Consider the following 23,001-nt stretch of genomic DNA (forward strand, 5'->3'; position numbering starts at 1 on the left):
AGCGGAGGGTGGCGAGCGGGGGGCAGGGGCGGGCGACCGGGCGATGCCCGGCAGTGGCAGCGCAGCGGGGTGAGCGAGGCCGAGTGAGCCGTGGGGGATGGCGCGGGAGTGCAGACGAGGGCGGGGCGGACCGCTGGGGACGCCTGGGTGGCAGCGCAGCACGGTGGACGGAATCAGTGCGTGGAGGTAGGGGCGGCTGGTCGGAGGTAGTGGATGACCAGACGGTGGCGGTGGAGCCGTGGCGCCTGCGCGAGGGTGGCCGGGGCCGACGGGCGGGCGATGCTCGGCAGGGTCGGCGCAGCGCGGCGGACGAGGTCGAGTGAGTGGTGGGTGGCGCGGGGCGAGCGGGTGGTGGGTAGGGGCGGTTGGACGCAGGCGGCGGGCGGTTGGCGATAGGTGGGTGGTGGTCATGGGCGTGCCGGCCGGGTGACGTGGCCGGGCGAGGGTGGCAGGCCGGGATGTGGACCCTGGGGGTCAGCGGGTGGTTTGGAGGGGGCCGGTGTTGGTGGGGCTCGTGGTTCTCGTGGTGGAGGGGGCGATCGTCGAAGTGGTCACCGAGGTGGTGATCGTGGAGGTGGTGACAGCGGTGTGGCCGGTGGTGGTGGGGTTGGGGTTGGGGGTGGTGGACGCCGGGTTCTCCTCCGAGGACGAGAGGGGGTCCGGGGTGGTGGGGTGGGGTTGGGCCGGGGTGCTCGTGGTGGGCAGCGGGGGGCCGGCGGGGCTGTTGTCGTCGTGGTTCGGCGGTTGGTTCAGGGCGAAGGCGATCACCACGGCGACCACGGCGGTGCCGGTGCCGGTCGCGGCGACGGCGTAGGTGCGCCGGCGGCGTTTGACGGCGGCTCCCCGGTAGACGATGTCCACGGCCCCGAACGTGCGTGGCTGCGGCTTGATGTTCAGTTCCTCGAAGGTCTTCTTCAGCTCGTCCTCAAGCACCGCGCGACACCTCCTGCCACAAGTCGCCGAACTCCGGTCCCAGCCTCTGCCGCAACGCCTTGAGGCCGCGGCTCGTGTTGCTCTTCACGGTGCCCACCGAGCATCCGAGGGCCGCGGCCGTCTCCTCCACCCCCAGGTCGTGCCAGTACCGCAGCACGAGCGTCGCCCGCTGCTTCGCGGGCACGGCGCTCAGCGCCTTCCACACCACCAGCCGGTCTTCGCTCAACGACCCGGCCGCCGGCACCTCCGGCATCACGTCGGTGAGCTTCTCCCGTTTCCACCGCACGCGGCGGCGCTCGGCCAGGAACGTGCGCACCACGATCTGCCGGAGGTAGGCGTCCAGCCCTCCGCCCTGCGCCGGTTTCGGCCCGGCCAGGTAGAACTTGAGGAACGCGGACTGCACCACGTCTTCGGCCTCGTGGTGGTTGCCGCACAACAAGAACGCGGTGAAGCGCATCGAGTCGGCGCACCGGTCGAAGTGGTGGGTGAACTCCGCGTCCCAGCTCACGCCGTCAGCGCCTCGTGGTGGCCGTCGTCGAGGTCGGCAGCGGCGTCGGTTGCGGGGGCAGCACGGTCGTGGTCGTCGGGAACGCGTCCGGCGACGTGGTCACCACGGTGGTGGTCACGGGTGGCTGGGACACGGTCGGCTCCGGGCGCGGGCTGGTCGTCGTCGGCCACGCCTCCGGGCTGGTGCTGACCGTCGGCTGCGGCGACGTCTCGATCGGCGCCGCGGACGTGGGCGAGGTCGCGACCGGTGACGTGGTGACCGAGGTGACGGGTGGCCTGGTCGTGGTCGGCGCGGGCGGTTCGTCGCCGCCGCCGGACGCCAGCGCGGTCCCGGCCACGGCGATACCGCCGAGCACGACGGCCCCCGCCGCCAGCACGAGTCGTTTGCGCAGCAAGACTGCTCCTCGGGTTCGTGGGGCCGCCGCGGGTCGGTGCCCCCTCACCCTGCTAAATGCGGTCGGGTGCGGCGGGGGTTGTCACGAGTTCCGGGGAGTTTCCCGGACCACGACCTCCACCGCCCGCGCCCGTTCGGCGGCCTCGTCCAGGACCGCCCGCCGAGGCTCCGGCACATCCAACACGCGCGGTGACGCCAACGCGAACACCTCCCCCAGCCGGCGGTCACCCCGCAGTGCCTCCAACGCCTGGCGGTCGCCACCGAGCACGACCGCGTCCAGCTCGCCGAGCCGAGCCGGAGGCGCCAGCACCCTCGCCGCGTCGTCGGCCGCCGCTTGGAGGGCGACCCGGGCCTGCCCCTCCCGGCGCCGCGCGTACCGCTGCTGCGACCACCCGCCCGCCTTGTTGCGCCCGTGCACCTGGTGACTGTCGGTGGTCGACACGAGCACGAGGCCGTCCTGCGCCACCCCGATGCTGTGTCCGCCGAGCCGCACCAGCAGCAGCCCGATCCGGCGGGGCGCGAGCGCGTGGGCCAGCACCGCGTCGAGCACCAGACCTTCGGACTCACTCGCGGGGGTGAATTCACCGAACGTGGAGGCCACCGAGGCCGTGGTCCCGTCGGCCGCCGTGACCAGGCAACGACCGGGGGTCACCGAGGTGGTGACGACCCCGCCGTGTCGTGCGGCGAACCGCGTGAACCACCCGGTCAGGCGTTCGGGCGGCACCTCGACCGCCCGGCCGCCGCCGGAGACGGGCCGGACCTTGCTCACGGCGGCACGGCGGTCACGCCGGCGCGACCGCGACCCAGACCGGCAGCGGGTGCCCGCACTCGGCGGGCGAGAGCCGCTGCACGGCGCCGAACCCGGCGTCGGTGAGCGAGGCGGACATCTGCTCGGGTGACAGGACGCGGTGCCGGGTGGACACGGTGTTGGCGACCTCCCACGTCCCCGCGCCGCGGACGAGCCGCACGACCTCCAGGGCGTAGGACTCGCCGTCGGCCGCCCAGTCCCACAGCTGCACGGTCACCTGCCGCTCCGGGCCGCGCCCGGACACCTTCGGCGGGGGCGCGGTGGGCCGGAGCCGGCCGAGCTTGTCCAGCTCGGGGACGGCGGCGACGAACAGGCCGCCGGGCCGCAGCACCTGCCGGGCCAGCAGCAGCGCCTGCTCGAGCGCGTTCTCGTGGGCCAGCCGGGGCAGCAGGTCGTCGCCCGCGCGGACCACGTCCACGGGCGGCCCGCCGTGGTGGCGCACGACGTCGAGCAGGTCGAGCACCACGTGGTGGCCGTCGCCGAGCACGGCGGCGGCGACCTCCGTCAACGGGTCCTCCGGCAGGGGCACGAGGTCCTGGGCGGCGGTCACCGGGCACACAGTAGGCCCAACGGATCAACGACCGCCAACGGCGCGTGGCCGCCGGGGCACGGACAGCACCGGACCCGCATCGGGGCCGAAGGGGCGGACCCCAGGACCCGAAGCTGCCGTTGCACAATGTTACCGACGGGTTTACAAAGGGAAGAGCACGGATGTTCACCACTTGACAGAACGATGCCCATCCCAGTGAACTCGTAACCCGTATGGCCCAATCAATGACTCCACCTGGAAGGCACCAACGCCCTGCGTTGGCGGGTAGGGTCACTGGGGCGTGATCTCATGACAGCGGGGAGTCACAATGACCAACGCTGCCGGTCGACCCAACCTGTCCGTCGACGAACTCGACTCGACGGGCCACGGCAGTCTTGCGCAGCTTCTCACCACGGGACCGTTCCCCGAGGCGCTGAGAGCCGCGATCAAAGCGAGCAGGCTGAGTCTCGACCGCATCCAGCACCGGCTCGCGCTGCGCGGGGTCACCATCAGCGTCGCGACGCTGAGCTACTGGCAGTCCGGCCGACGCCGACCCGAGCGACCCGAGTCGCTGGAGGCGCTGCGCCACCTGGAGACCGTGCTCGGCGTGCCGCAGGCGGGCCTGTCCGCGCTGCTCGGCCCGCCGCGCCCGCGTGGCAGGCGGTCCCGACCGACGACGATGATGCCGATCGACGCGCTGTGGGCGCGTCGTGAGCGGGTGGCGAGCCTGCTCACGAAGGTGGACACGTCGTCGGACGTGAAGCTGGGCCGGATCAGCCAGCACGACCGGATCGAGATCGCCGCGGACGGCGGTCAGCGCTCGGTGTGGGTGCGCCAGATCCTGCGCGCCGAGCAGGACGGCCCCGACCGGTGGGCGCTGGTGTTCGAGACCGAGCAGGCCAACGTGCTGCCGCAGGTGGTGAACCTGCGCAACTGCCACCTCGGCCGCGTGGTCGAGGACACCGAGGCCAACATCATGGCCGCGGAGATGATGTTCGACCGGCCCCTGACCAGGGGCGAGACCATCATCATGGAGTACGAGCTGCTGTTCGCCGAGGGCCACTACCCGGCGGGCAACAACACCTTCGCGCGCAAGTTCCGGCTGCCGGTGCGCGAGTACGTGATCGAGGTGCGGTTCGACCAGTCGAACCTGCCCGCCCGCTGCCAGCAGTTCAGCGTGCCCGCGGGCGACGACACCCCGTCCCGGCGGCGCAACCTGGCCCTGGACGCGGCGGGTGGCGTGCACGCCGTGGCGCTGGGCTTCGGGCCCGGCGTGTTCGGCATCCGCTGGGAGTGGCCGAAGTAACACGTGAACAAAAGGGCCCCGGGAGCGTGCTCCCGGGGCCCTTCTCACACGCTGGTGACCACTAGACGTAACCGTTGATCTTCAGCGAGACGGAGCGGATCGAGCCGCGGTCGGACGCCGCACCGTCCGTGACCTTGAACGTCCACGTGCCGTCCACCGGCTCGGCCAGCAGCGCGCCCAGCGGGGTGGTGGGCCGCCACGTGCCGGTGTACGGCGCCAACGCGCTGGTCACCGACGAGAACGGCTGCGCGGCGGTGTCGTCGAACACGACCTGGCACAGGTTGTTGCCCGTCGCGCCGTTGCGCTGGAACAACGTGGCGGTCGCGCCGGACGGCGAGGTCAGCGTGCCGACCAGGTCCCCGACGAACGTGTGGTCGATGCCGACCGTGGTCGCGCCCGTCGTCGTGGTGCAGGTGTCGCCGTCGATCGAGAACGCGATCCTGGAGCCGCGGCCGACGCCGCTGACCGGGATCTCCACCGAGACGCCGGTGGCGTCGTTGTCCGGGATGGCCACGACCGGCCCGGCGTAGGCGAACGTCTTCGCGTCACGGGACGGCTCGCCGACGTTGAGCGTGAACGCGCTCGTGGTCGGCGAGGTGGAGCCCGCGAACGTCACCCTGGCGTCCAGTCGGACCGCCGAGCCGACGCCCATCGACGCGGGCACGGTCACCTTGAACGTGTTGGTGACCGTCTGGCCGACCTCGACGTTGCCGTAGGACTTCGACCGCGGCGCGATCGTCACGCCCGCGGTGGGCGTGGTGAGCACGAGGCTGGTCGACGCGGCCATGCCGTCGCCGGAGTTGACCACCGGCACGGTGACCGTGGCCGTGGTGCCCGGCTTCAGGTACTGGCTGCCGTCGGCGTCGTTGACCACGGACGGCTTCACGGCCTTCGCCAGCGGCTGCGGCGACGCGCCGGTGTAGGCCAGCACCAGGTCGGCGCGCACGACGCCCGCGCCGGTCCGGTTGTCCACGCCCGCCTCGACGAGGTCGATCGCGGTCGCGGTCATCGCCTCCCGCACCTCGGCGGGCGCCAGGCCGGGGTTGCCGGACAGCACCAGGCCCGCGATGCCGGCCGCGTTCGGCGCGGACGCCGACGTGCCGAAGAACGGGTTGAAGCCGGCCACGCTGGTCTGCACGCCGTCGGCCGCGGTCAGGTCGGGCTTCTGCCGCAGCTCCTCGCGCGGCGTGCCGTCGGGCGCGAAGAACACGCGACGCGGACCGTCCGAGGTGAACCGCTCGGGCTTCTGCGTGCCGTCGAACGCGTTCGGGAACGGGCCGCGCGGGTTGGCCGGGTCACCCGGCTCCAGGTCGAACGGCAGCGGGTTGTTCGCCGGCGCCGCCGCCACGCTGATCGCACCCTTGGCCGCGGAGTGGCCGCGGGTCACACCGGGCGTGGCGAACTTCTTGAGCCCGTCGGAGGAGTCCTTGAAGCGACCACCCAGGGCGCTCAGCGCCAGGTACTTGTCCTCGCCGCGGAACTTGACCACGGCCAGCCGCAGACCGGCCGCGCTCGTGGGCGTGTTCAGCCGCTCGTACGGGTCCTGGCTGCCGTCCTGCACGCCCTGGCTGAACGCCACCACGTTGCCCTGCGAGTTCGCCAGGTACAGGTCGTAGTCGTTGAACGACGAGGTCAGCGGGTCGGACCAGAACAGCGTCACGGGCACGTTGGCCGAGCTGTCCGACAGCGGGTTGAACACCTGCTTGGCGTCCGGCGAGGGGTTGAAGTCGTGCGCGGTGCCGGCGAACTTGCCGACGCCCACACCGGAGTCGACGAACTGGCCCTCCCAGTGGCCCGAGGTGCCGTCGGCGACGTTGCCCTCGTTGCCCGCGGAGGAGAAGAACAGCGCGCCGTCCGCGCTGACCGCGTCCACGGCCTGCGCGATCACGCCGTCCTGGAACGGCGACTCGTTGAAGTAGAGGATGTCGTCCACGATGACGTCGCAGCCCAGCTGGAAGCGCAGGGCGCGGATGTTGTCGGCGAAGCTCGCGTCACCGTTGACCGCGGTGGCGAAGCCGAGGCTCGCGTTGGGCGCGATGTCGTGGAGGATCTCCAGCATCGCGGTGCCCTCGTTGCCGGAGCCCTCCTGGCCGGCGAGGACCTCGACGCCGGCGGGCAGTTCACCGGCGGCCTGCGACAGCGCGAGCGAGTCGACGCCGTCGGACAGCGCGCACAGCTTCACGCCGGTGCCGGTGACGCGGAAGTCGGCACGGGCGGTGTCCGCCGCGTGCGCCCGATCACCCTCACCGGTCTTGACCGCCTGCGGTGCGATCAGCGCCTCGCGGGTGCGGGTCTCGATCTCCCGGGCCTTGTCCTCCTTCGAGACCGCCGGGTCGGCCTTGCGGTCCTGCTTGTTGAACGTCTTGTACTCGACCGCCGTCTCGACGCGGCGCACGTCGCCGCGGGCGGACAGCTTGGTCAGCGCACCGAGCGGCAGCTGCGCGCGGACCGTCCGGCCCTCGGTGGACACCGAGCGGATGGCCCCACCGGCCGTCTTCACCGCGGCCACCAGGTCGTCGGTGACCTTGAACGCGCGGATGTCCACCACGACGGTGTTTCCGCTTTGGACCTTCACCCCGGTCTGGAGGGCGGGCAGCTTGGTGAACGTGGTGGCGTTCGTCCGGCGCCGCTGCTCGACCACGAGCGCGCTGTCCACTTTGGACTCGGCTTCGGTGAGCGACCTCTTGATGTCCTGCAGCGCGGCGATCTGCGCGGCGGTCTTGTCCTCGACGCCCTTGGACGCCTTGGTCGGATCGGCGGAGGCGGGCGACACGACGCCCAAGGTCAACAGCACGGCGGCACCCGCCGCGATCAGGGCGTTTCTTCGCAGATGACGTTTCGGTGAGCGCACAGGCGTCTCCCCCAGAATCTTGCGTGCCCCCGACGCACGCGGCCCTCGGCCGGATGTCTCCGACCGAGGGGTCAACGTATTGCGCACGGACAAGTACCGTCTGCCACCGTTCGGCCTACTTCTCAGACGGTAGATCCATCACATTTCACAGTACGAACGCATCTGTCCACAGCTGACCGGTGCGTCCGGACAGTGCGTCGAGCAGCGCCGCGGCCTGGTTGTCGGTGAGCGAGGCGATGAAGTCGACCACGGCGCGGCCCCGCGCCAACGCCCGCACGGCGTCCGGACCGGACGGCGTCTCACCCGTCGCGCCGACCAGGACCGACGGGTCCGTGCGCGCCAGCGCCGCGTACTCCTCCCCCGCCAGCTCCACCAGGTCGTGCAGCCGCCGCGGCAACCGGTTCGCCTCGTGCCGGTCGGTGACCCACTGCTCCAACGCCTCGACCAGTGCCGTGAGCAGCCGCGCCTGACCGCGCTGGTGCAACGCCAGGTCGGGCCGCAGCAGCACGAACCGGCGGTGCACGAACTTCAACACCTGCACCTCGTGCCACTGCGGCACGGCCAGCACCACGTGCCCCGACCTGGTCGTCGGCTCCTCCACCACACCGACCGAGTCGACCAGGCGCCGCGTCCAGCGGGCGGAGAACCCGGCCACGGCCTGCTCCGCCTCCACCGAACCGTCGAACGGCACCGCCAGCAGACCGTCGACCAGCTCGGCCCGCACCTTCGCCACGGCCTGCGCGAACACGTCGTCGTCCACCGCCCACGAGTCCTTCGCGTGCAGCCGCCGCCGCAGCGCCTCCAGCGAACGACCCGGGCGGCGTTCCTGCGCGGCGAGGTCCGCGTCGCTCAACCCCGCCAGCTCCACCGCGTGCTCCAGCCACGTGTTCAGCTCGGTCGAGACCGCGGCGTGCTGTAGCACACCCACCCGGTGGAAGTCCTCCAGGTCGTGGATGGCGTAGGCGATGTCGTCGGCCGTGTCCATGACCGACGCCTCGACCGTCTGCTGCCACGGCTCCAGCCGGGCCGTGTAGAACGCGCGGGACTGCTCGACGTCGTCCAGCTCGGTGACGTAGGCGGAGAACTTGCTCGACCCGGTGCCCGGCCCGTCGGTCGGTTCGGCCGCGCCGCGGGGCGGCGCGGGCAGGTCCCTCGGGTGCGGCTTCGGGTACGACAACCGCGTCCACGGGTACTTCAGCATCGCCGCGCGCACCGCCACCGTCAGGTCCAACCCGACCGCCGCCGGTCCCCGCACGTCCGTCGTCGTGACGATCCGGAACGACTGGGCGTTGCCCTCGAACCCGTCCGACAACCCGAACCGGTGCCGCGCCAACCGGTCGAGGACCTGCTCGCCGAGGTGCCCGAACGGCGGGTGCCCCAGGTCGTGCGCCAGCGAAGCGGCCTCCACCACGTCCGGGTCGCAGCCGCCGAGCTTCTCCAGCAGGTTCGCCACGTCGGGCCGGGTGCCGAGGCGTTCGGCGATGGCACGGGCCGCCTGCGCGACCTTCAAGCTGTGCGTGAGCCGGTTGTGCACCAGCAACCCGGAACCGGTCGAGCTGACGACCTGCGTCACACCGCCGAGCCGGGCGAAGAACGGCGAACTCGCCACCCGGTCACGGTCCACCCGGAACGGGTTCGTGGCCAGGTCCGAGTGGACGGTGGCGCTCCCGCCGGAGCGGCGCTGCGTTCGGGGGTCGACCGGCTCGTGGTGCATGGCAGGAAACTACTCAACCCCACCCGCTGGTGCCGAGGATCCCGGTCACACCGCCCTCCGCCGGCGGTGCTGAACGCGAAAAAGCCTTCAGGGGCACCCTGTCCGGGTGCCCCTGAAGGCGAAGAATTGTTCGGCGGCGTCCTACTCTCCCACACCCTCACGAGTGCAGTACCATCGGCGCTGGAAGGCTTAACTACCGGGTTCGGAATGGGACCGGGTGTTCCCCAACCGCTATGACCACCGAAACACTATGAAATTACCAACCCGTAGGCACCACACCCCACCCCACACAAAGCAGGGTGGACCGTGATGGTCCGGTTCGGTTCTTTCAGAACCGCACAGTGGATGCGTAGCGTCTTCATGACAAGTCCTCGGCCTATTAGTACCGGTCAACTCCAGCCGTTACCGACCTTCCATCTCCGGCCTATCAACCCAATGGTCTCTTGGGGGCCTTAACCCACAAAGGGGTGGGATACCTCATCTAGGAACAGGCTTCCCGCTTAGATGCTTTCAGCGGTTATCCCTTCCGAACGTAGCCAACCAGCAATGCCCTTGGCAGGACAACTGGCACACCAGAGGTCCGTCCGTCCCGGTCCTCTCGTACTAGGGACAGCCTTCCGCAAGTATCCTACGCGCGCGGCGGATAGGGACCGAACTGTCTCACGACGTTCTAAACCCAGCTCGCGTACCGCTTTAATGGGCGAACAGCCCAACCCTTGGGACCTACTCCAGCCCCAGGATGCGACGAGCCGACATCGAGGTGCCAAACCATGCCGTCGATATGGACTCTTGGGCAAGATCAGCCTGTTATCCCCGGGGTACCTTTTATCCGTTGAGCGACCACGCTTCCACAAGCCATGGCCGGATCACTAGTTCCGACTTTCGTCCCTGCTCGACCTGTCGGTCTCACAGTCAAGCTCCCTTGTGCACTTGCACTCGACACCTGATTGCCAACCAGGCTGAGGGAACCTTTGAGCGCCTCCGTTACCCTTTGGGAGGCAACCGCCCCAGTTAAACTACCCACCAGGCACTGTCCCTGATCCGGATCACGGACCGAGGTTAGACATCCAGTACGACCAGAGTGGTATTTCAACGACGACTCCACACTGACTGGCGTCAGCGCTTCACAGTCTCCCACCTATCCTACACAAGCCGAACCGAACACCAATACCAAGCTATAGTAAAGGTCCCGGGGTCTTTCCGTCCTGCCGCGCGTAACGAGCATCTTTACTCGTAGTGCAATTTCGCCGGGCCTGTGGTTGAGACAGTCGAGAAGTCGTTACGCCATTCGTGCAGGTCGGAACTTACCCGACAAGGAATTTCGCTACCTTAGGATGGTTATAGTTACCACCGCCGTTTACTGGCGCTTAAGTTCTCAGCTTCGCCCCGAAAGACTAACCGGTCCCCTTAACGTTCCAGCACCGGGCAGGCGTCAGTCCGTATACATCGTCTTGCGACTTCGCACGGACCTGTGTTTTTAGTAAACAGTCGCTTCTCGCTGGTCTCTGCGGCCGAAAAATCCTAGCCCGCAAGGGGCTTCAAATCCCTCGGCCCCCCTTCTCCCGAAGTTACGGGGGCATTTTGCCGAGTTCCTTAACCACAGTTCGCCCGATCGCCTCGGTATTCTCTACCTGACCACCTGTGTCGGTTTGGGGTACGGGCCGCATGAACACTCACTAGAGGCTTTTCTCGGCAGCATGGGATCACTCTACTTCGCCTCAATCGGCTATGCATCACGTCTCAGCCTTGACGATGTGCGGATTTGCCTACACACCGGCCTACACGCTTACACCAGTACTACCACTCACTGGCGGAGCTACCCTCCTGCGTCACCCCATCGCTTGACTACTACAAGTTCAGGTCCCGCGCTCCACATCGCCCCTCATCCGAAGAATCAGAGCGGGCTTCGGGCGGTTAGTATCACAAGGTTCGCCATGGGCGCGTTCACACGGGTACGGGAATATCAACCCGTTGTCCATCGACTACGCCTGTCGGCCTCGCCTTAGGTCCCGACTTACCCTGGGCGGATTAGCCTGGCCCAGGAACCCTTGGTCATCCGGCGGACGAGTTTCTCACTCGTCTTTCGCTACTCATGCCTGCATTCTCACTCGTCCAGCCTCCACACCTGGATCACTCCGGCGCTTCAATGGCTGAACGACGCTCCCCTACCCATCCCAGCATGACACTGAAATGACACGGCTTCGGCGGTGTGCTTGAGCCCCGCTACATTGTCGGCGCAGGACCACTTGACCAGTGAGCTATTACGCACTCTTTAAAGGGTGGCTGCTTCTAAGCCAACCTCCTGGTTGTCTGGGCGACCCCACATCCTTTCCCACTTAGCACACACTTAGGGGCCTTAGCCGGCGTTCTGGGCTGTTTCCCTCTCGACTACGAAGCTTATCCCCCGCAGTCTCACTGCCGCGCTCTCACGTACCGGCATTCGGAGTTTGGTTGATTTCGGTAAGCTTGTGGGCCCCCTAGACCATCCAGTGCTCTACCTCCGGCACGAAACACACGACGCTGCACCTAAATGCATTTCGGGGAGAACCAGCTATCACGGAGTTTGATTGGCCTTTCACCCCTAACCACAGCTCATCCCCCAGGTTTTCAACCCTGGTGGGTTCGGGCCTCCACGCGGTCTTACCCACGCTTCACCCTGGCCATGGCTAGATCACTCCGCTTCGGGTCTAGACCACGCGACTCAATCGCCCTATTCGGACTCGCTTTCGCTACGGCTACCCCACACGGGTTAACCTCGCCACGCAGCACTAACTCGCAGGCTCATTCTTCAAAAGGCACGCCGTCACCCCGAAAGGCTCCGACGGATTGTAGGCACACGGTTTCAGGTACTATTTCACTCCCCTCCCGGGGTACTTTTCACCTTTCCCTCACGGTACTAGTCCGCTATCGGTCACCAGGTAGTATTCAGGCTTAGCGGGTGGTCCCGCCAGATTCACAGCGAATTTCACGAGTACGCTGCTACTTGGGAACATCACTAGGAGATGTCGGGTTTTCACGTACGGGACTCTCACCCTCTACGGCCACGCTTTCCAGACGCGTTCCGCTAACCACGACATTTTATGACTCCTTGCCAGTCCGGCAGAACCGGCCAGTAAGTCCCACGACCCCGTACACGCAACCCCTGCCGGGTATCACACGAATACGGTTTAGCCTCTTCCGCTTTCGCTCGCCACTACTCACGGAATCACGGTTGTTTTCTCTTCCTGCGGGTACTGAGATGTTTCACTTCCCCGCGTTCCCTCCACACGCCCTATGTGTTCAGGCGTGGGTGACCCCACATGACTGGGGCCGGGTTTCCCCATTCGGATACCCTTGGATCTCAGCTCGGTTGACAGCTCCCCAAGGCTTTTCGCAGTCTCCTACGTCCTTCATCGGCTCCTGGTGCCAAGGCATCCACCGTGTGCCCTTAATAACTTGCCACAAAGATGCTCGCATCCACTGTGCAGTTCTCAAAGAACAACCAGACACCATCCCACTACTGCCCACGCCTACCCGATCCGAAGACCAGCGGTTCGCGGACGGAGACCGTCCTGTCGTTTCTCGCTGAAAGAGACACTCACGTGTTCCCTCAGGACCCAACAGCGTACCGAACACTGGACCAAGCCCCCACACGACCCTTCCACGCTCCCGAAGGAACAGTACTAACTCGTGCAGCAACAAGACCGAATGCATTAGCCAGCATCCACATCATTGAGCAACCATCCGACGATCATTCGCCGCCGGCATGGCTCTCCACAGGCCACCCGAAAGTGACCGGTGAGGAATGCTCCTTAGAAAGGAGGTGATCCAGCCGCACCTTCCGGTACGGCTACCTTGTTACGACTTCGTCCCAATCGCCAGTCCCACCTTCGACCGCTCCCCCCAGCAAGCTGGTTGGGCCACGGGCTTCGGGTGTTACCGACTTTCGTGACGTGACGGGCGGTGTGTACAAGGCCCGGGAACGTATTCACCGCAGCGTTGCTGATCTGCGATTACTAGCGACTCCGACTTCACGGGGTCGAGTTGCAGACCCCGATCCGAACTGAGACCGGCTTTGTGGGATTCGCTCCACCTCACGGCTTAGCAGCCCTCTGTACCGGCCATTGTAGCATGTGTGAAGCCCTGGACATAAGGGGCATGATGACTTGACGTCATCCCCACCTTCCTCCGAGTTGACCCCGGCAGTCTCCCATGAGTCCCCGCCATTACGCGCTGGCAACATGGAACGAGGGTTGCGCTCGTTGCGGGACTTAACCCAACATCTCACGACACGAGCTGACGACAGCCATGCACCACCTGTACACCAGTCCGAAGAGGCCTACATCTCTGCAGGTTTCCGGTGCATGTCAAGCCCAGGTAAGGTTCTTCGCGTTGCATCGAATTAATCCACATGCTCCGCCGCTTGTGCGGGCCCCCGTCAATTCCTTTGAGTTTTAGCCTTGCGGCCGTACTCCCCAGGCGGGGTGCTTAATGCGTTAGCTGCGGCACGGAGGACGTGGAAGTCCCCCACACCTAGCACCCACCGTTTACGGCGTGGACTACCAGGGTATCTAATCCTGTTCGCTCCCCACGCTTTCGCTCCTCAGCGTCAGTATCGGCCCAGAGACCCGCCTTCGCCACCGGTGTTCCTCCTGATATCTGCGCATTTCACCGCTACACCAGGAATTCCAGTCTCCCCTGCCGAACTCAAGTCTGCCCGTATCGACTGCAGGCTCCACGTTAAGCGTGAAGTTTTCACAGCCGACGCAACAAACCGCCTACGAGCTCTTTACGCCCAATAATTCCGGACAACGCTCGCACCCTACGTATTACCGCGGCTGCTGGCACGTAGTTAGCCGGTGCTTCTTCTGCGGGTACCGTCAGTTGCCCTTCGTCCCCGCTGAAAGAGGTTTACAACCCGAAGGCCGTCATCCCTCACGCGGCGTCGCTGCATCAGGCTTTCGCCCATTGTGCAATATTCCCCACTGCTGCCTCCCGTAGGAGTCTGGGCCGTGTCTCAGTCCCAGTGTGGCCGGTCACCCTCTCAGGCCGGCTACCCGTCGTCGCCTTGGTAGGCCATTACCCCACCAACAAGCTGATAGGCCGCGGGTCCATCCTGTACCGCCGGAACTTTCCACCCCACAAGATGCCTAATGGAGTCATATCCGGTATTAGACCTAGTTTCCCAGGCTTATCCCAGAGTACAGGGCAGGTTACCCACGTGTTACTCACCCGTTCGCCGCTCGTGTACCCCGAAGGGCCTTACCGCTCGACTTGCATGTGTTAAGCACGCCGCCAGCGTTCGTCCTGAGCCAGGATCAAACTCTCCAATAAGGAATGTTTGATCGCTCCGAACAACACTGACATGAATGTCAGTTGTCCAGTAACAATCTCAAAGGAAACCTCTTGACGAGGTTCATAAATTTACTGGCTATTCGGCACGCTGTTGAGTTCTCAAAGAACACGCGCTCACCATTTCGTTCCGCAGTCTTACCGCGGTTCAATCCGGGGCTTTGTGTTTCCGGTGTTTCGCTTGCTGTGGTTGAACCTTAGCTTGTTCGTTTTCGCGGTGTCAAATCGGCTGGTTTCGGCTTCTCGGCTCCGCGCTGAACTCGCTTCGCATTCAATTTGGTTCTACCGTCCGGGGCGGAGGCAGCACTCTGTGCTGCTGATTCAGTCCCGGGGGCTTCTGCGCGCCGCGCTCCGTTCCGGTTTCTCTCCGGCCCGTTCCGCGCTGGCAGAGAGAAAGTTACACCCCGCCCCCCGCAGAGACAAATCGGGGGGTCGGTTACGTCATCTCCGCAGCTAGGCGTGGTGCGACCTCCGAGGACGGTGGATGCTGTGCCGGTGCAGCTCTCGCCTCGGCTCGGCCGGTACGCGCTCCACGTCGTCCTCGTCGCGGCTGGTTACTACGCGGGCGCGCTGGTCGGTCTCCTCCAAGCACTCGTCAACGACCAGGTGACACCGCTGTGGCCGCCTACCGGTGTCGCGGTGCTCGCGCTCCTGCTGGGCGGGCTGAAGATGTGGCCGGGCATCGCGCTGGGCGCGTTCGCGGCCAACTCGACGCTCTCCGACCTCGGCGCGACGGTCCTCATCACCGCCGGCAACACGATCGGTCCCGTGGTCGCCTACCTCCTGCTGAGGAGAGCGGGCTTCCAGCCGGCGATGGACCGCACGCGTGACGCGCTCGCCCTGGTGTTGTTGGGCGGGCTCGTGGGCATGGCGGTCAGCGCCACGATCGGCGCGGGCACGTTGCTGGTGACGGGTGTCATCGACGGCGGGCTGTTCTGGTCGACGTGGACGGTGTGGTGGACCGGTGACGCGCTGGGTGTGCTGGTGTTCGTGCCGATCGTCCTGGCGTTCCGCTCGTTTCGGGTGCGCGGCCACACCGCGCGCCGGTGGGCGGAGGCCGCCGCGTTGGTGGTGAGCACGGCGGTGGTGATGGCCGTGGCGAGCACGCACGATTTGCGGCTGATGTACCTGGTGTTCCCGTTCCTGATCTGGGCGGCGCTGCGCTTCCAGCACCTGGGCACGGCGCCGTGCGCGTTGATCGCGTCGACGCTGGCGGCGCGGGGCGCGGCGCGCAGCACGGGTCCGTTCGCCGATCTGGACCTGCCGGTGCGGATGGTGACGCTCCAGGCGTTCAACGGGACGGCGGTGTTGACGGCGTTGCTGCTGTCGGCGGTGATCTCGGAGCGCAACGCGGCGCGTGAGGCGATCGAGCGGACGGTGACGCAGTTGGCCAGCGTGGTGGCGCGGCACCAGCCGCTGGTGCTGGGCGATCTGCTGCCGCCGAAGCGGCGGGAGGAGCGCTAGTGGACGTGGTGGTCGTGGGTGGTGGGCCGGCGGGGCGGGCGTTGGCGCGGGCGTGCGCGGCGCGGGGTCTGGGCACGGTGCTGGTCGATCCGGACCCGGGGCGGTTGTGGCGGGCGACCTACGCGGCGTGGGTGGACGAGTTGCCGGCCGACGCGCCGGTGGCGGTCAGCACGTCGAGGGCTCGTGCGGTGACGACGGCGGAGCACGTGATCGGGCGGGGTTACGCCGTGCTGGACAACGAGCGGTTGCGGTGGTTGCCGGACGGTGTCCGGGTGGTCGCGGGGCGGGTGGTGGCGCGCACCGAGCGGATGGTGGTGTTGGCCGACGGGCGGGTGTTGACCGGGCGGGTGGTCGACGCGAGCGGCGCGGTGGGTGGTCGGGCGGCGCAGACGGCGGTCGGTGTGGTGGTGCCGGCGGCGGTGGCGGCGCCGTTCGTGGGCGCGGATGAGGCGTTGATCATGGACTGGCGCAGGCCCGCGGCGGCGACGACGGGTGATCCGACGTTCCTCTACGCGATCCCGGTGTCGGCGGACGAGGTGTTGTTGGAGGAGACGTCGTTGGCGCGCCGGCCGGGGCTGCCGCTGCGGGAGTTGCGGTTGCGGTTGCACGCGCGCCTGGCCGGGCACGGCATCCCGGTGCCGGCGGACGAGGAACGGGTGCGCATCCCGTTGGACGGGCGGGCGCGCGACGGGGCGTTCGGCGCGGCGGCGGGGTGGATCCACCCGGCGACGGGGTACAGCGTGGCGGCGGCGTTGCGGCGGGCGCCCGTCGTGGCGGATGCGATCGTGGAGGGCCGTGCGGTGCGGCGGTCGGGGGTGGAGCGCACGGTGCGCGCGTTGCGGTTGAGAGGTCTGGAGGCGTTGCTGGCGCTGCCGCCCGACGAGGTGCCGGAATTCTTCGACATCTTTTTCCGGTTGTCCGGGAGTCTTCAGCGCGACTACCTGGGCGGGCACGACGACGCGCTCGATGACCTGCGCGGGACCGTGCGGGCGATGCTCCGGCTGTTCGGCTCGGCGTCATGGGTTATGCGCGCTCGGTTGGCATTTCCTGTGCAATCGGCCAAAAGTGCGGGAACACCGGGTTAACGGTCTCGGCAAAAGAAGATCGACCGGGCACGATCGACGCCGTGCCCGCCTTGCTGGATGACGTCCGGTTCGCCTTCCAGCCGTTGTTCAACCTCCACACCGGAGGGGTCGTGGCGGTGGAAGCGCTGGCCCGACCGCACGACGGCACCGTCCAGGACCTGCTGCGGATGGCGTTCCGCGCCGGGTACCTGGCCAACACCGACGTGGCGCTCGCGTGCCGCGCGGTCCGGGACGCGGCCGACCACGGGCTCGGTCTGCCGCTGCACGTGAACCTGCTCGCGTTGACGGTCGCGGACAAGCCCGAGCTGATGGCTCCGCTCTACGGCGCGTTGCGCGAGGTGGGGCGCACCCCGGCCGATGTGGTGGTGGAGGTCGGCACGCCGTACTCGCGTGCGCCGCGCCGGTTGTTGGTCCGGGGCGTCGAGCGGTTGCGGGAGGACGGGTTCCGGATCGGTCTGGACGGGGTCGGTGAGGGTGATTCGCCGTTGTCGCTGCTGACCGAGGTGCGGCCGGACGTGATCAAGCTGGACCGGGAGGTGGTGGTGGCGCTGCCCACCGATCCCGCCCGGTTCGCGTTGGCGCAGGCGTTGCAGCACTTGTGCGAGCACATCGGGTCGCTGGTCGTCGCGGAGGGTGTGGAGACCGAGGCGCAGTTGGCGGCGTTGCGCCGGTTGGGGGTGCGGCTCGCGCAGGGCAACCTGCTGGCGGGCCCGCAGCGGCGGCCCAAGGTGGATGCGACGATCGCGGCGGTGTTGAGCGAGGTGAGCGACCCCGAGTCGGTCACGAGCACGATGACCGCGCCGTTGCGGCGCCAGGCGGGGCCGAGGGTCACCGACTTCCTGCACCCGGCGACCACGCTGCCCGACTCGGCGACGTCCGAGGAGGTGCGGGACGTGCTGGCGAACCAGCCGACGGTCAGCGGCGTCGTGCTGGTGGACGGTGAGGGCAGGCCGCGGTGGACCGTGGACCGCAACCGGTTCCTGCTGGCGGTGACGGGGCCGTTCGGGCACGCCCTGCACGCGAAGCGGGAGGCGGCGCGGTTGGCGGACCGGCCGAAGCTGATCGGTTCGGGGTCCAGCGCGCTGGAGTTGCTGGACGTGGTGGCGCACGCGAACCGTGAGCGCACCAACGACGACTTGGTGGTCGTGGACGACGACGACCGCTGCCTCGGTGTGGTGCGGGTCGCGGACGTGGTGCGCGGTGTGGCCGAGATGAAGGTGGAGCAGGCCGCGGCGTTGAGCCCGTTGACGCGGTTGCCGGGCAGCGACTCGATCGCGCGCGAGGTGGATCGGCGCATCCTGGGTGGCGAGTTGTTCGCGGTGGGGTGGTTGGACGTGGACGCGTTCAAGCGGGTGAACGACTCGGCGGGGTTCGCGGCGGGTGACGATCTGATCCGGGCGATCGGCCGGGTGCTCACCGAGGGCGCGCCGTCGTTCCCGGCGGTGCAGGTGGGGCACGTCGGCGGGGACGACTTCCTGGTGGTGGCCGGGTTGGACGAGGTCGTGCCGTTCGCCGCGGGTGTGCTGGACGTGCCGTTCGAGGTGGAGGGGCGTGGGGTGACGTTGTCGTTGGCGACGTTGATCTGCGCGGCCGGGTCGGTGGGGTCGTACCGGGAGGTGTCCCGGTTGCTGGCGCCGTTGAAGGAGCACGCGAAGTCGTTGCGGGGCACCAGTTGGGTGTTGGGGCGGCCGGGCAGCGACCACGTCGACGTCCTGCGCGGCGGGCCGCACCTGGCGGTCGGCTAGGAAGTTCACCGCAAAGCCGCATGTGCGGCCGGTTCGGTTACTCATAGCATCAGGAGGACTACCCTGCGTCGGGAGGTCCCTGGTGAGCGAGGTCACCGTCCTACCGCTTCCGCGAGTCGTCTCGGACCTGCCGTTGTCGGTGGGGGTCGAGGAGGAGTTCCTGCTGGTCGACGCGGGCACCGGGGAGCTGGTGCCGTTGGCGGCCGAGGTGTTGGGCGGCGCCCGTCCGGGGCTCGACCTGCAGACCGAGATCACGCTCTACCAGGTGGAGAGCGCCACGCGGGTGTGCCGGAGCATGGCCGAGGTGCGTGAGGAGCTCTTGTCGGCACGGCGGGCGCTGGCCGCGCTGGCGGGTGTGCACGACGCGCGGATCGTGGCGACCGGGACCCCGGTGCTGGGTGGCGTCTACCCGCCGCCGTTGACCGACTCCGACCGGTATCGCACGATCGCCGCCGAGTACGGGTCGTTGATCGACGGGCTGACCATCTGCGGCTGCCACGTGCACGTCGGGATACCGGACGAGGAGACCGGGGTGCTGATCAGCAACCACCTGCGGCAGTGGCTGCCGGTGCTGTTGGCGATCAGCGCGAACTCGCCGTTCGCGAACGGGCGTGACACGGGGTACGCGAGCTGGCGCTACCTGTCGTGGAGCCCGTGGCCGTCGGCGGGCGCGCCGCCGTGGTTCGAGTCGCCGGAGGACTACCACCGCGCCACGGGGGTGCTGCGGTCGGCGGGGGCGGCGTTGGACCCGGCGATGGTCTACTGGGACGTGCGGCTGTCGGAGCGGCACCCGACGGTGGAGCTGCGGGTGTGCGACGTGGCGGCGACCGTGGACGAGGCGGTGCTGCTGGCCGCTTTGGTGCGGGCGATCGCGGCGACGGCGTCGGCCGGTGTGCCCGCGCAGCGCGTGCCGGACCTGGCGGTGCGGACGGCGTTGTGGCGGTCGGCGCGGGACGGGTTGGACGGCGCGGGGATCGAGCCGTTGAGCGGTCGGTTGGTGCCGGCGCAGGACATGGTGCGGGCGCTGGTGGACTGGACGCGTCCGGCGCTGCGCGAGGCCGGGGACGAGGACCTGGTGGTCGACGGCATCGACCGGTTGCTGGTGGACGGCACGGGCGCGGTGCGGCAGCGGCGGGCGTTCCGGCGGCGGGGGTCGCTCGCGGACGTGGTCGAGATGCTGGTGGCGCAGACGTAGCCGCCGCCGAGGTGCCGGCCGGGCCGGACCGGCGCATGCTTGGTGGCAGGCGAACAAGGAGGTTCGGCATGACCACCGCACGGGAGATCATGAATTCCGGTGTCCAGTGCGTCAAGGAGGACCAGAGCCTGCTCGACGCGGCCCGGATGATGCGGGACCTGAACGTCGGCTCGTTGCCGATCTGCGGCAAGGACGACCGGCTGCACGGCATCATCACCGATCGCGACATCGTGCTGCGCTGCGTGGCCGAGGGCCGTGACCCCGCGTCGATGCGGGCCGGTGACATGTCGGGGCACCTGCACTGGGTCGAGGCGGACGACGACCTGTCGCACGTGCTGCGGACCATGGAGGACAACCAGATCCGCCGGCTGCCGGTGATCGAGTCGCACCGGTTGGTCGGCATGGTGTCGGAGGCGGACCTCGCCCGGCACTTGGACGAGTCGCAGATCGCGGAGTTCGTGGAACGCGTCTACGCCCGCTGACTCTGACCCGCCCACTGGCCTGCTCTTCCCAATGGAAGGGCTTCGTGTCATCCCGCCGACCTGGCTCCGCCCTACCGCGCGTGTCAAGGGGGCCGGTTCACCTCTGCCCACGGCATTCACCGAGGGCCGCCCCCTTGATACGTGTGGGTAGCCCGTAGGGAGGTCGGTGGGATGACACGAAACCCGACCCACAACGGACCCGGCACATCACCACGAACCCGGTCATCCTGCTGATCTGCCCGTCCGGCGAGGACTCTTTCAGTTTTGGTTCTTGCTCTTCGACCTGGAGCTTGATCTTTCGTCTTCGACCTTCCCCTCACCGGAACCAAGCCCTCCGGTCCAGGCCGCCATCACCAAACAGGGGCCCCCTCACCGGGGACCCCTGCGACACTCCAGCCGAACGACACTCCAGCCGAACGACGACCCCGCCAGACAGCGAACCCGCCAGACAGCGAACCCGGCCAACCGTGAACCGGTCAGACCGTGAACCCGAGGGCCCGCAGCTGCTCACGGCCGTCGTCGGTGATCTTCTCGGGCCCCCACGGCGGCATCCACACCCAGTTGATGCGGAAGTCGTTGACGATCCCGCTCGCACCGCCGCCGCCGCCCACGAGCGCCGACCGCGTCTGGTCCTCGATGACGTCCGTCAACGGGCACGCCGCCGACGTCAGCGTCATGTCGATGAGGGCGACGTTCTCCTCGTCGACGCGGATGTCGTAGACCAGGCCCAGGTCCACGACGTTGATGCCCAGCTCCGGGTCGACGACGTCACGCATGGCTTCTTCGACGTCGTCCACCGCGGCCACGTCTGCCTTCGGCGCGGGCGGCTCGGGCATGCCCTCGATGCCGCGCACCACGTCCTCTTCGGCGGTCATGCCTTGTTCGGCGGTCATGCCTTTGCTCCCTCGCTGCGTGCCACCGCGTCCTTGAACGCCATCCACCCCAGCAGCGCGCACTTCACGCGCGCCGGGTACTTCGCCACTCCCGCGAACGCGATGCCGTCCTCCAGGACGTCCTCGTCGGGTTCCACCTGGCCGCGGCCCTGCATGAGTTCCACGAACGCGTCCATCTTCTCGAACGCCTCCCCCAGCGGCTTGCCGACCACCAGGTCGGTGAGCACGGAGGTGGACGCCTGGCTGATGGAGCAGCCCTGCCCGTCGTACGACACGTCGCGCACGGTGTCGCCGTCGAGCGAGACCCGCAGCGTCACCTCGTCGCCGCACGTGGGGTTGACCTGGTGCGACTCGGCGTCGTACGGGTCGCGCAGGCCGCGCCCGTGCGGGTTCTTGTAGTGGTCCAGGATGATTTCCTGGTACATCTGCTGCAGCTGCACGTCAGACCACCCCGAAGAACTTCTGCGCCTCGCGGACGGCGTCGACCAGGGCGGTCACCTCGTCCGGTGTGTTGTACAGGTAGAAGCTGGCCCGCACGGTGGCGGCGGCGTTCATCCGCCGGTGCAGGGGCCACGCGCAGTGGTGGCCGACGCGGACCGCGACGCCCAGGCTGTCGAGGACCTGGCCGGCGTCGTGCGCGTGGATGCCGTCGACGACGAACGACACCGCGCCGCCTCGGTCGACCACCTCCGTGGGGCCGACGACCCGCACGCCCGGCACTTCGGCCAGGCCGCGCAGCGCCAGTTCGGTGAGCTGGTGCTCGTGCGCGGCGATCCGGTCCATGCCGATGGCGTCGAGGTAGTCGACCGCCGCGCCGAGCGCCACGGCCTGCGACGTCATGGGCACGCCCGCTTCGAACCGCGCGGGTGGCGGCGCGAACGTCGACTGCGCCATGTGCACCATCTCGATCATCGACCCGCCGGTGAGGAACGGCGGCAGGGTTTCGAGCAGCTCGCGGCGCCCGTACAGGACGCCGATGCCGGACGGGCCGAGCATCTTGTGGCCGCTGAACACCGCGAAGTCCACGCCGAGCGCCTTGAAGTCGACCGGGCCGTGCGGCACGGACTGGCAGGCGTCGAGCACGGTGAGCGCGCCGGCGGCGCGGGCCGCGTCGGCCAGCACCCGGACCGGGTTGACGGTGCCGAGCACGTTCGACTGGTGGGTGAACGCCACCACCTTGGTGCGGGCGTTCACCAGCTCGTCCAGGTCGGACAGGTCGAGCCGGCCTTCGTCGGTGACGCCGAACCAGCGCAGCGTCGCGCCCGTGCGGGCGGCCAGCTGCTGCCACGGCACGAGGTTCGCGTGGTGCTCCATCTCGGTGACGAGGATCTCGTCGCCGGGGCCGAGGCGGAACCGCTCGGCTTCGGGGCCCGCGGTGGCGGCGTTGCCCATCGCGTAGGCGACGAGGTTCACGCCTTCCGTGGCGTTCTTGGTGAAGACGATCTCGCCGTAGTCGACGCCGACGAAGTCGGCGATCTTCTGCCGGGCGCCCTCGTAGGCGTCGGTGGCCTCTTCGGCCAGTTGGTGCGCCCCGCGGTGCACCGCGGCGTTGGCGGTCTCCAGGAAGGCGCGCTCGGCGTCGAGGACCTGCCTCGGGCGTTGCGAGGTGGCGCCGGAGTCCAGGTAGACCAGCCGCTTCCCCTCCCGCACGGTGCGGCCCAGGATGGGGAAGTCCGCGCGGACGGTAGCGACGTCCAGTGCAGTGGCGGTGGTGGTCACTGGTCCGACGCCTCCTCTCGGTACGTGGTCACGGACAAGGTGTTG

The 23,001-nt window shown here is 68.2% G+C and carries 16 protein-coding genes and 3 rRNA genes; 6 read left to right on the top strand and 13 right to left on the bottom strand.

The genetic code is table 11. From position 1 onward, the window contains the following. Positions 1-474: 474 nt before the first annotated feature. The 5 genes from IOD16_RS25035 to IOD16_RS25055 all read right to left on the bottom strand — a co-directional run bounded on the left by IOD16_RS25035 (position 475) and on the right by IOD16_RS25055 (position 3,192). Positions 475-933 carry a hypothetical protein gene (locus IOD16_RS25035; RefSeq protein ID WP_201436393.1) on the bottom strand — a complete coding sequence of 153 codons (459 nt, stop codon included), beginning with the start codon at positions 931-933 and terminating at the stop codon, positions 475-477. Next, entirely contained in the window at positions 926-1,441 is a 516-nt protein-coding gene (locus tag IOD16_RS25040; RefSeq protein ID WP_123746637.1) for a SigE family RNA polymerase sigma factor, read from the bottom strand. The genes IOD16_RS25035 and IOD16_RS25040 overlap by 8 nt, the downstream gene beginning before the upstream one ends. 4 nt (positions 1,442-1,445) lie before the next feature. After that, positions 1,446-1,835 carry a hypothetical protein gene (locus IOD16_RS25045; protein ID WP_201436394.1) on the bottom strand — a complete coding sequence of 130 codons (390 nt, stop codon included), beginning with the start codon at positions 1,833-1,835 and terminating at the stop codon, positions 1,446-1,448. 81 nt (positions 1,836-1,916) lie between these two features. Next, a complete protein-coding gene (locus tag IOD16_RS25050; RefSeq protein ID WP_201436395.1) occupies positions 1,917-2,603 on the bottom strand; it encodes an acVLRF1 family peptidyl-tRNA hydrolase in 687 nt (228 codons plus the stop codon). Between the two features lie 13 nt (positions 2,604-2,616). After that, entirely contained in the window at positions 2,617-3,192 is a 576-nt protein-coding gene (locus IOD16_RS25055; protein WP_236594362.1) for a hypothetical protein, read from the bottom strand. A gap of 307 nt (positions 3,193-3,499) precedes the next feature. Between IOD16_RS25055 and IOD16_RS25060 the strand changes: the two genes are divergently transcribed. Continuing rightward, positions 3,500-4,477, top strand: coding sequence for a helix-turn-helix transcriptional regulator (locus IOD16_RS25060; protein ID WP_123746634.1), 978 nt, complete (start codon positions 3,500-3,502; stop codon positions 4,475-4,477). Between the two features lie 61 nt (positions 4,478-4,538). Here IOD16_RS25060 and IOD16_RS25065 read toward each other — a convergent pair whose 3' ends face one another. The 5 genes from IOD16_RS25065 to IOD16_RS25085 all read right to left on the bottom strand — a co-directional run bounded on the left by IOD16_RS25065 (position 4,539) and on the right by IOD16_RS25085 (position 14,355). Continuing rightward, positions 4,539-7,271 carry a S8 family serine peptidase gene (locus IOD16_RS25065; RefSeq protein WP_442978059.1) on the bottom strand — a complete coding sequence of 911 codons (2,733 nt, stop codon included), beginning with the start codon at positions 7,269-7,271 and terminating at the stop codon, positions 4,539-4,541. A gap of 202 nt (positions 7,272-7,473) precedes the next feature. After that, positions 7,474-9,042 (bottom strand): deoxyguanosinetriphosphate triphosphohydrolase family protein, encoded by a 1,569-nt coding sequence (locus tag IOD16_RS25070; RefSeq protein ID WP_201436396.1) that lies wholly within the window; start codon positions 9,040-9,042, stop codon positions 7,474-7,476. A 128-nt stretch (positions 9,043-9,170) separates the two neighbouring features. Beyond that, positions 9,171-9,287: ribosomal RNA gene (gene rrf, locus IOD16_RS25075) — 5S ribosomal RNA — on the bottom strand. A gap of 114 nt (positions 9,288-9,401) precedes the next feature. Then, positions 9,402-12,483, bottom strand: a 23S ribosomal RNA gene (locus IOD16_RS25080). Between the two features lie 354 nt (positions 12,484-12,837). Further along, positions 12,838-14,355, bottom strand: a 16S ribosomal RNA gene (locus IOD16_RS25085). Together the 16S, 23S and 5S rRNA genes form the textbook arrangement of a ribosomal RNA operon. 513 nt (positions 14,356-14,868) lie before the next feature. Between IOD16_RS25085 and IOD16_RS25090 the strand changes: the two genes are divergently transcribed. The 5 genes from IOD16_RS25090 (at position 14,869) to IOD16_RS25110 (ending at position 20,344) form a co-directional block, all read left to right on the top strand. After that, complete coding sequence (locus IOD16_RS25090; RefSeq protein WP_236594364.1) at positions 14,869-15,837, top strand: MASE1 domain-containing protein; 969 nt, start codon at positions 14,869-14,871, stop codon at positions 15,835-15,837. Continuing rightward, positions 15,837-16,922: a lycopene cyclase family protein gene (locus IOD16_RS25095; protein WP_201436398.1), complete on the top strand. Its 1,086-nt coding sequence runs from the start codon at positions 15,837-15,839 to the stop codon at positions 16,920-16,922. Before IOD16_RS25090 ends, IOD16_RS25095 begins: the two co-directional genes overlap by 1 nt. A 41-nt stretch (positions 16,923-16,963) precedes the next feature. Further along, a complete protein-coding gene (locus IOD16_RS25100; protein WP_201436399.1) occupies positions 16,964-18,667 on the top strand; it encodes a GGDEF domain-containing protein in 1,704 nt (567 codons plus the stop codon). Positions 18,668-18,749: 82 nt separating this feature from the next. Next, positions 18,750-19,862 carry a carboxylate-amine ligase gene (locus tag IOD16_RS25105; protein WP_201436400.1) on the top strand — a complete coding sequence of 371 codons (1,113 nt, stop codon included), beginning with the start codon at positions 18,750-18,752 and terminating at the stop codon, positions 19,860-19,862. Between the two features lie 68 nt (positions 19,863-19,930). Then, positions 19,931-20,344, top strand: a complete 414-nt coding sequence (locus IOD16_RS25110) for a CBS domain-containing protein (protein WP_123746628.1) — start codon at positions 19,931-19,933, stop codon at positions 20,342-20,344. A gap of 476 nt (positions 20,345-20,820) precedes the next feature. Here the strand turns inward: IOD16_RS25110 and IOD16_RS25115 are convergent, their stop codons facing one another. From IOD16_RS25115 to IOD16_RS25125, 3 genes are read right to left on the bottom strand one after another with little or no spacing between them, the layout of a single operon-like run. Beyond that, on the bottom strand, positions 20,821-21,237 hold the full coding sequence (locus tag IOD16_RS25115; protein WP_123746627.1) for a metal-sulfur cluster assembly factor: 417 nt from the start codon (positions 21,235-21,237) through the stop codon (positions 20,821-20,823). Further along, a complete protein-coding gene (gene sufU, locus IOD16_RS25120; RefSeq protein ID WP_201436401.1) occupies positions 21,234-21,677 on the bottom strand; it encodes a Fe-S cluster assembly sulfur transfer protein SufU in 444 nt (147 codons plus the stop codon). The genes IOD16_RS25115 and sufU overlap by 4 nt, the downstream gene beginning before the upstream one ends. A 1-nt stretch (position 21,678) precedes the next feature. Beyond that, positions 21,679-22,956 (bottom strand): cysteine desulfurase, encoded by a 1,278-nt coding sequence (locus IOD16_RS25125; RefSeq protein WP_201436402.1) that lies wholly within the window; start codon positions 22,954-22,956, stop codon positions 21,679-21,681. Positions 22,957-23,001 lie beyond the last annotated feature (45 nt).

The sequence above is a fragment of the Saccharothrix sp. 6-C genome, assembly GCF_016695385.1.
Taxonomy (GTDB): domain Bacteria; phylum Actinomycetota; class Actinomycetes; order Mycobacteriales; family Pseudonocardiaceae; genus Actinosynnema; species Actinosynnema texasense.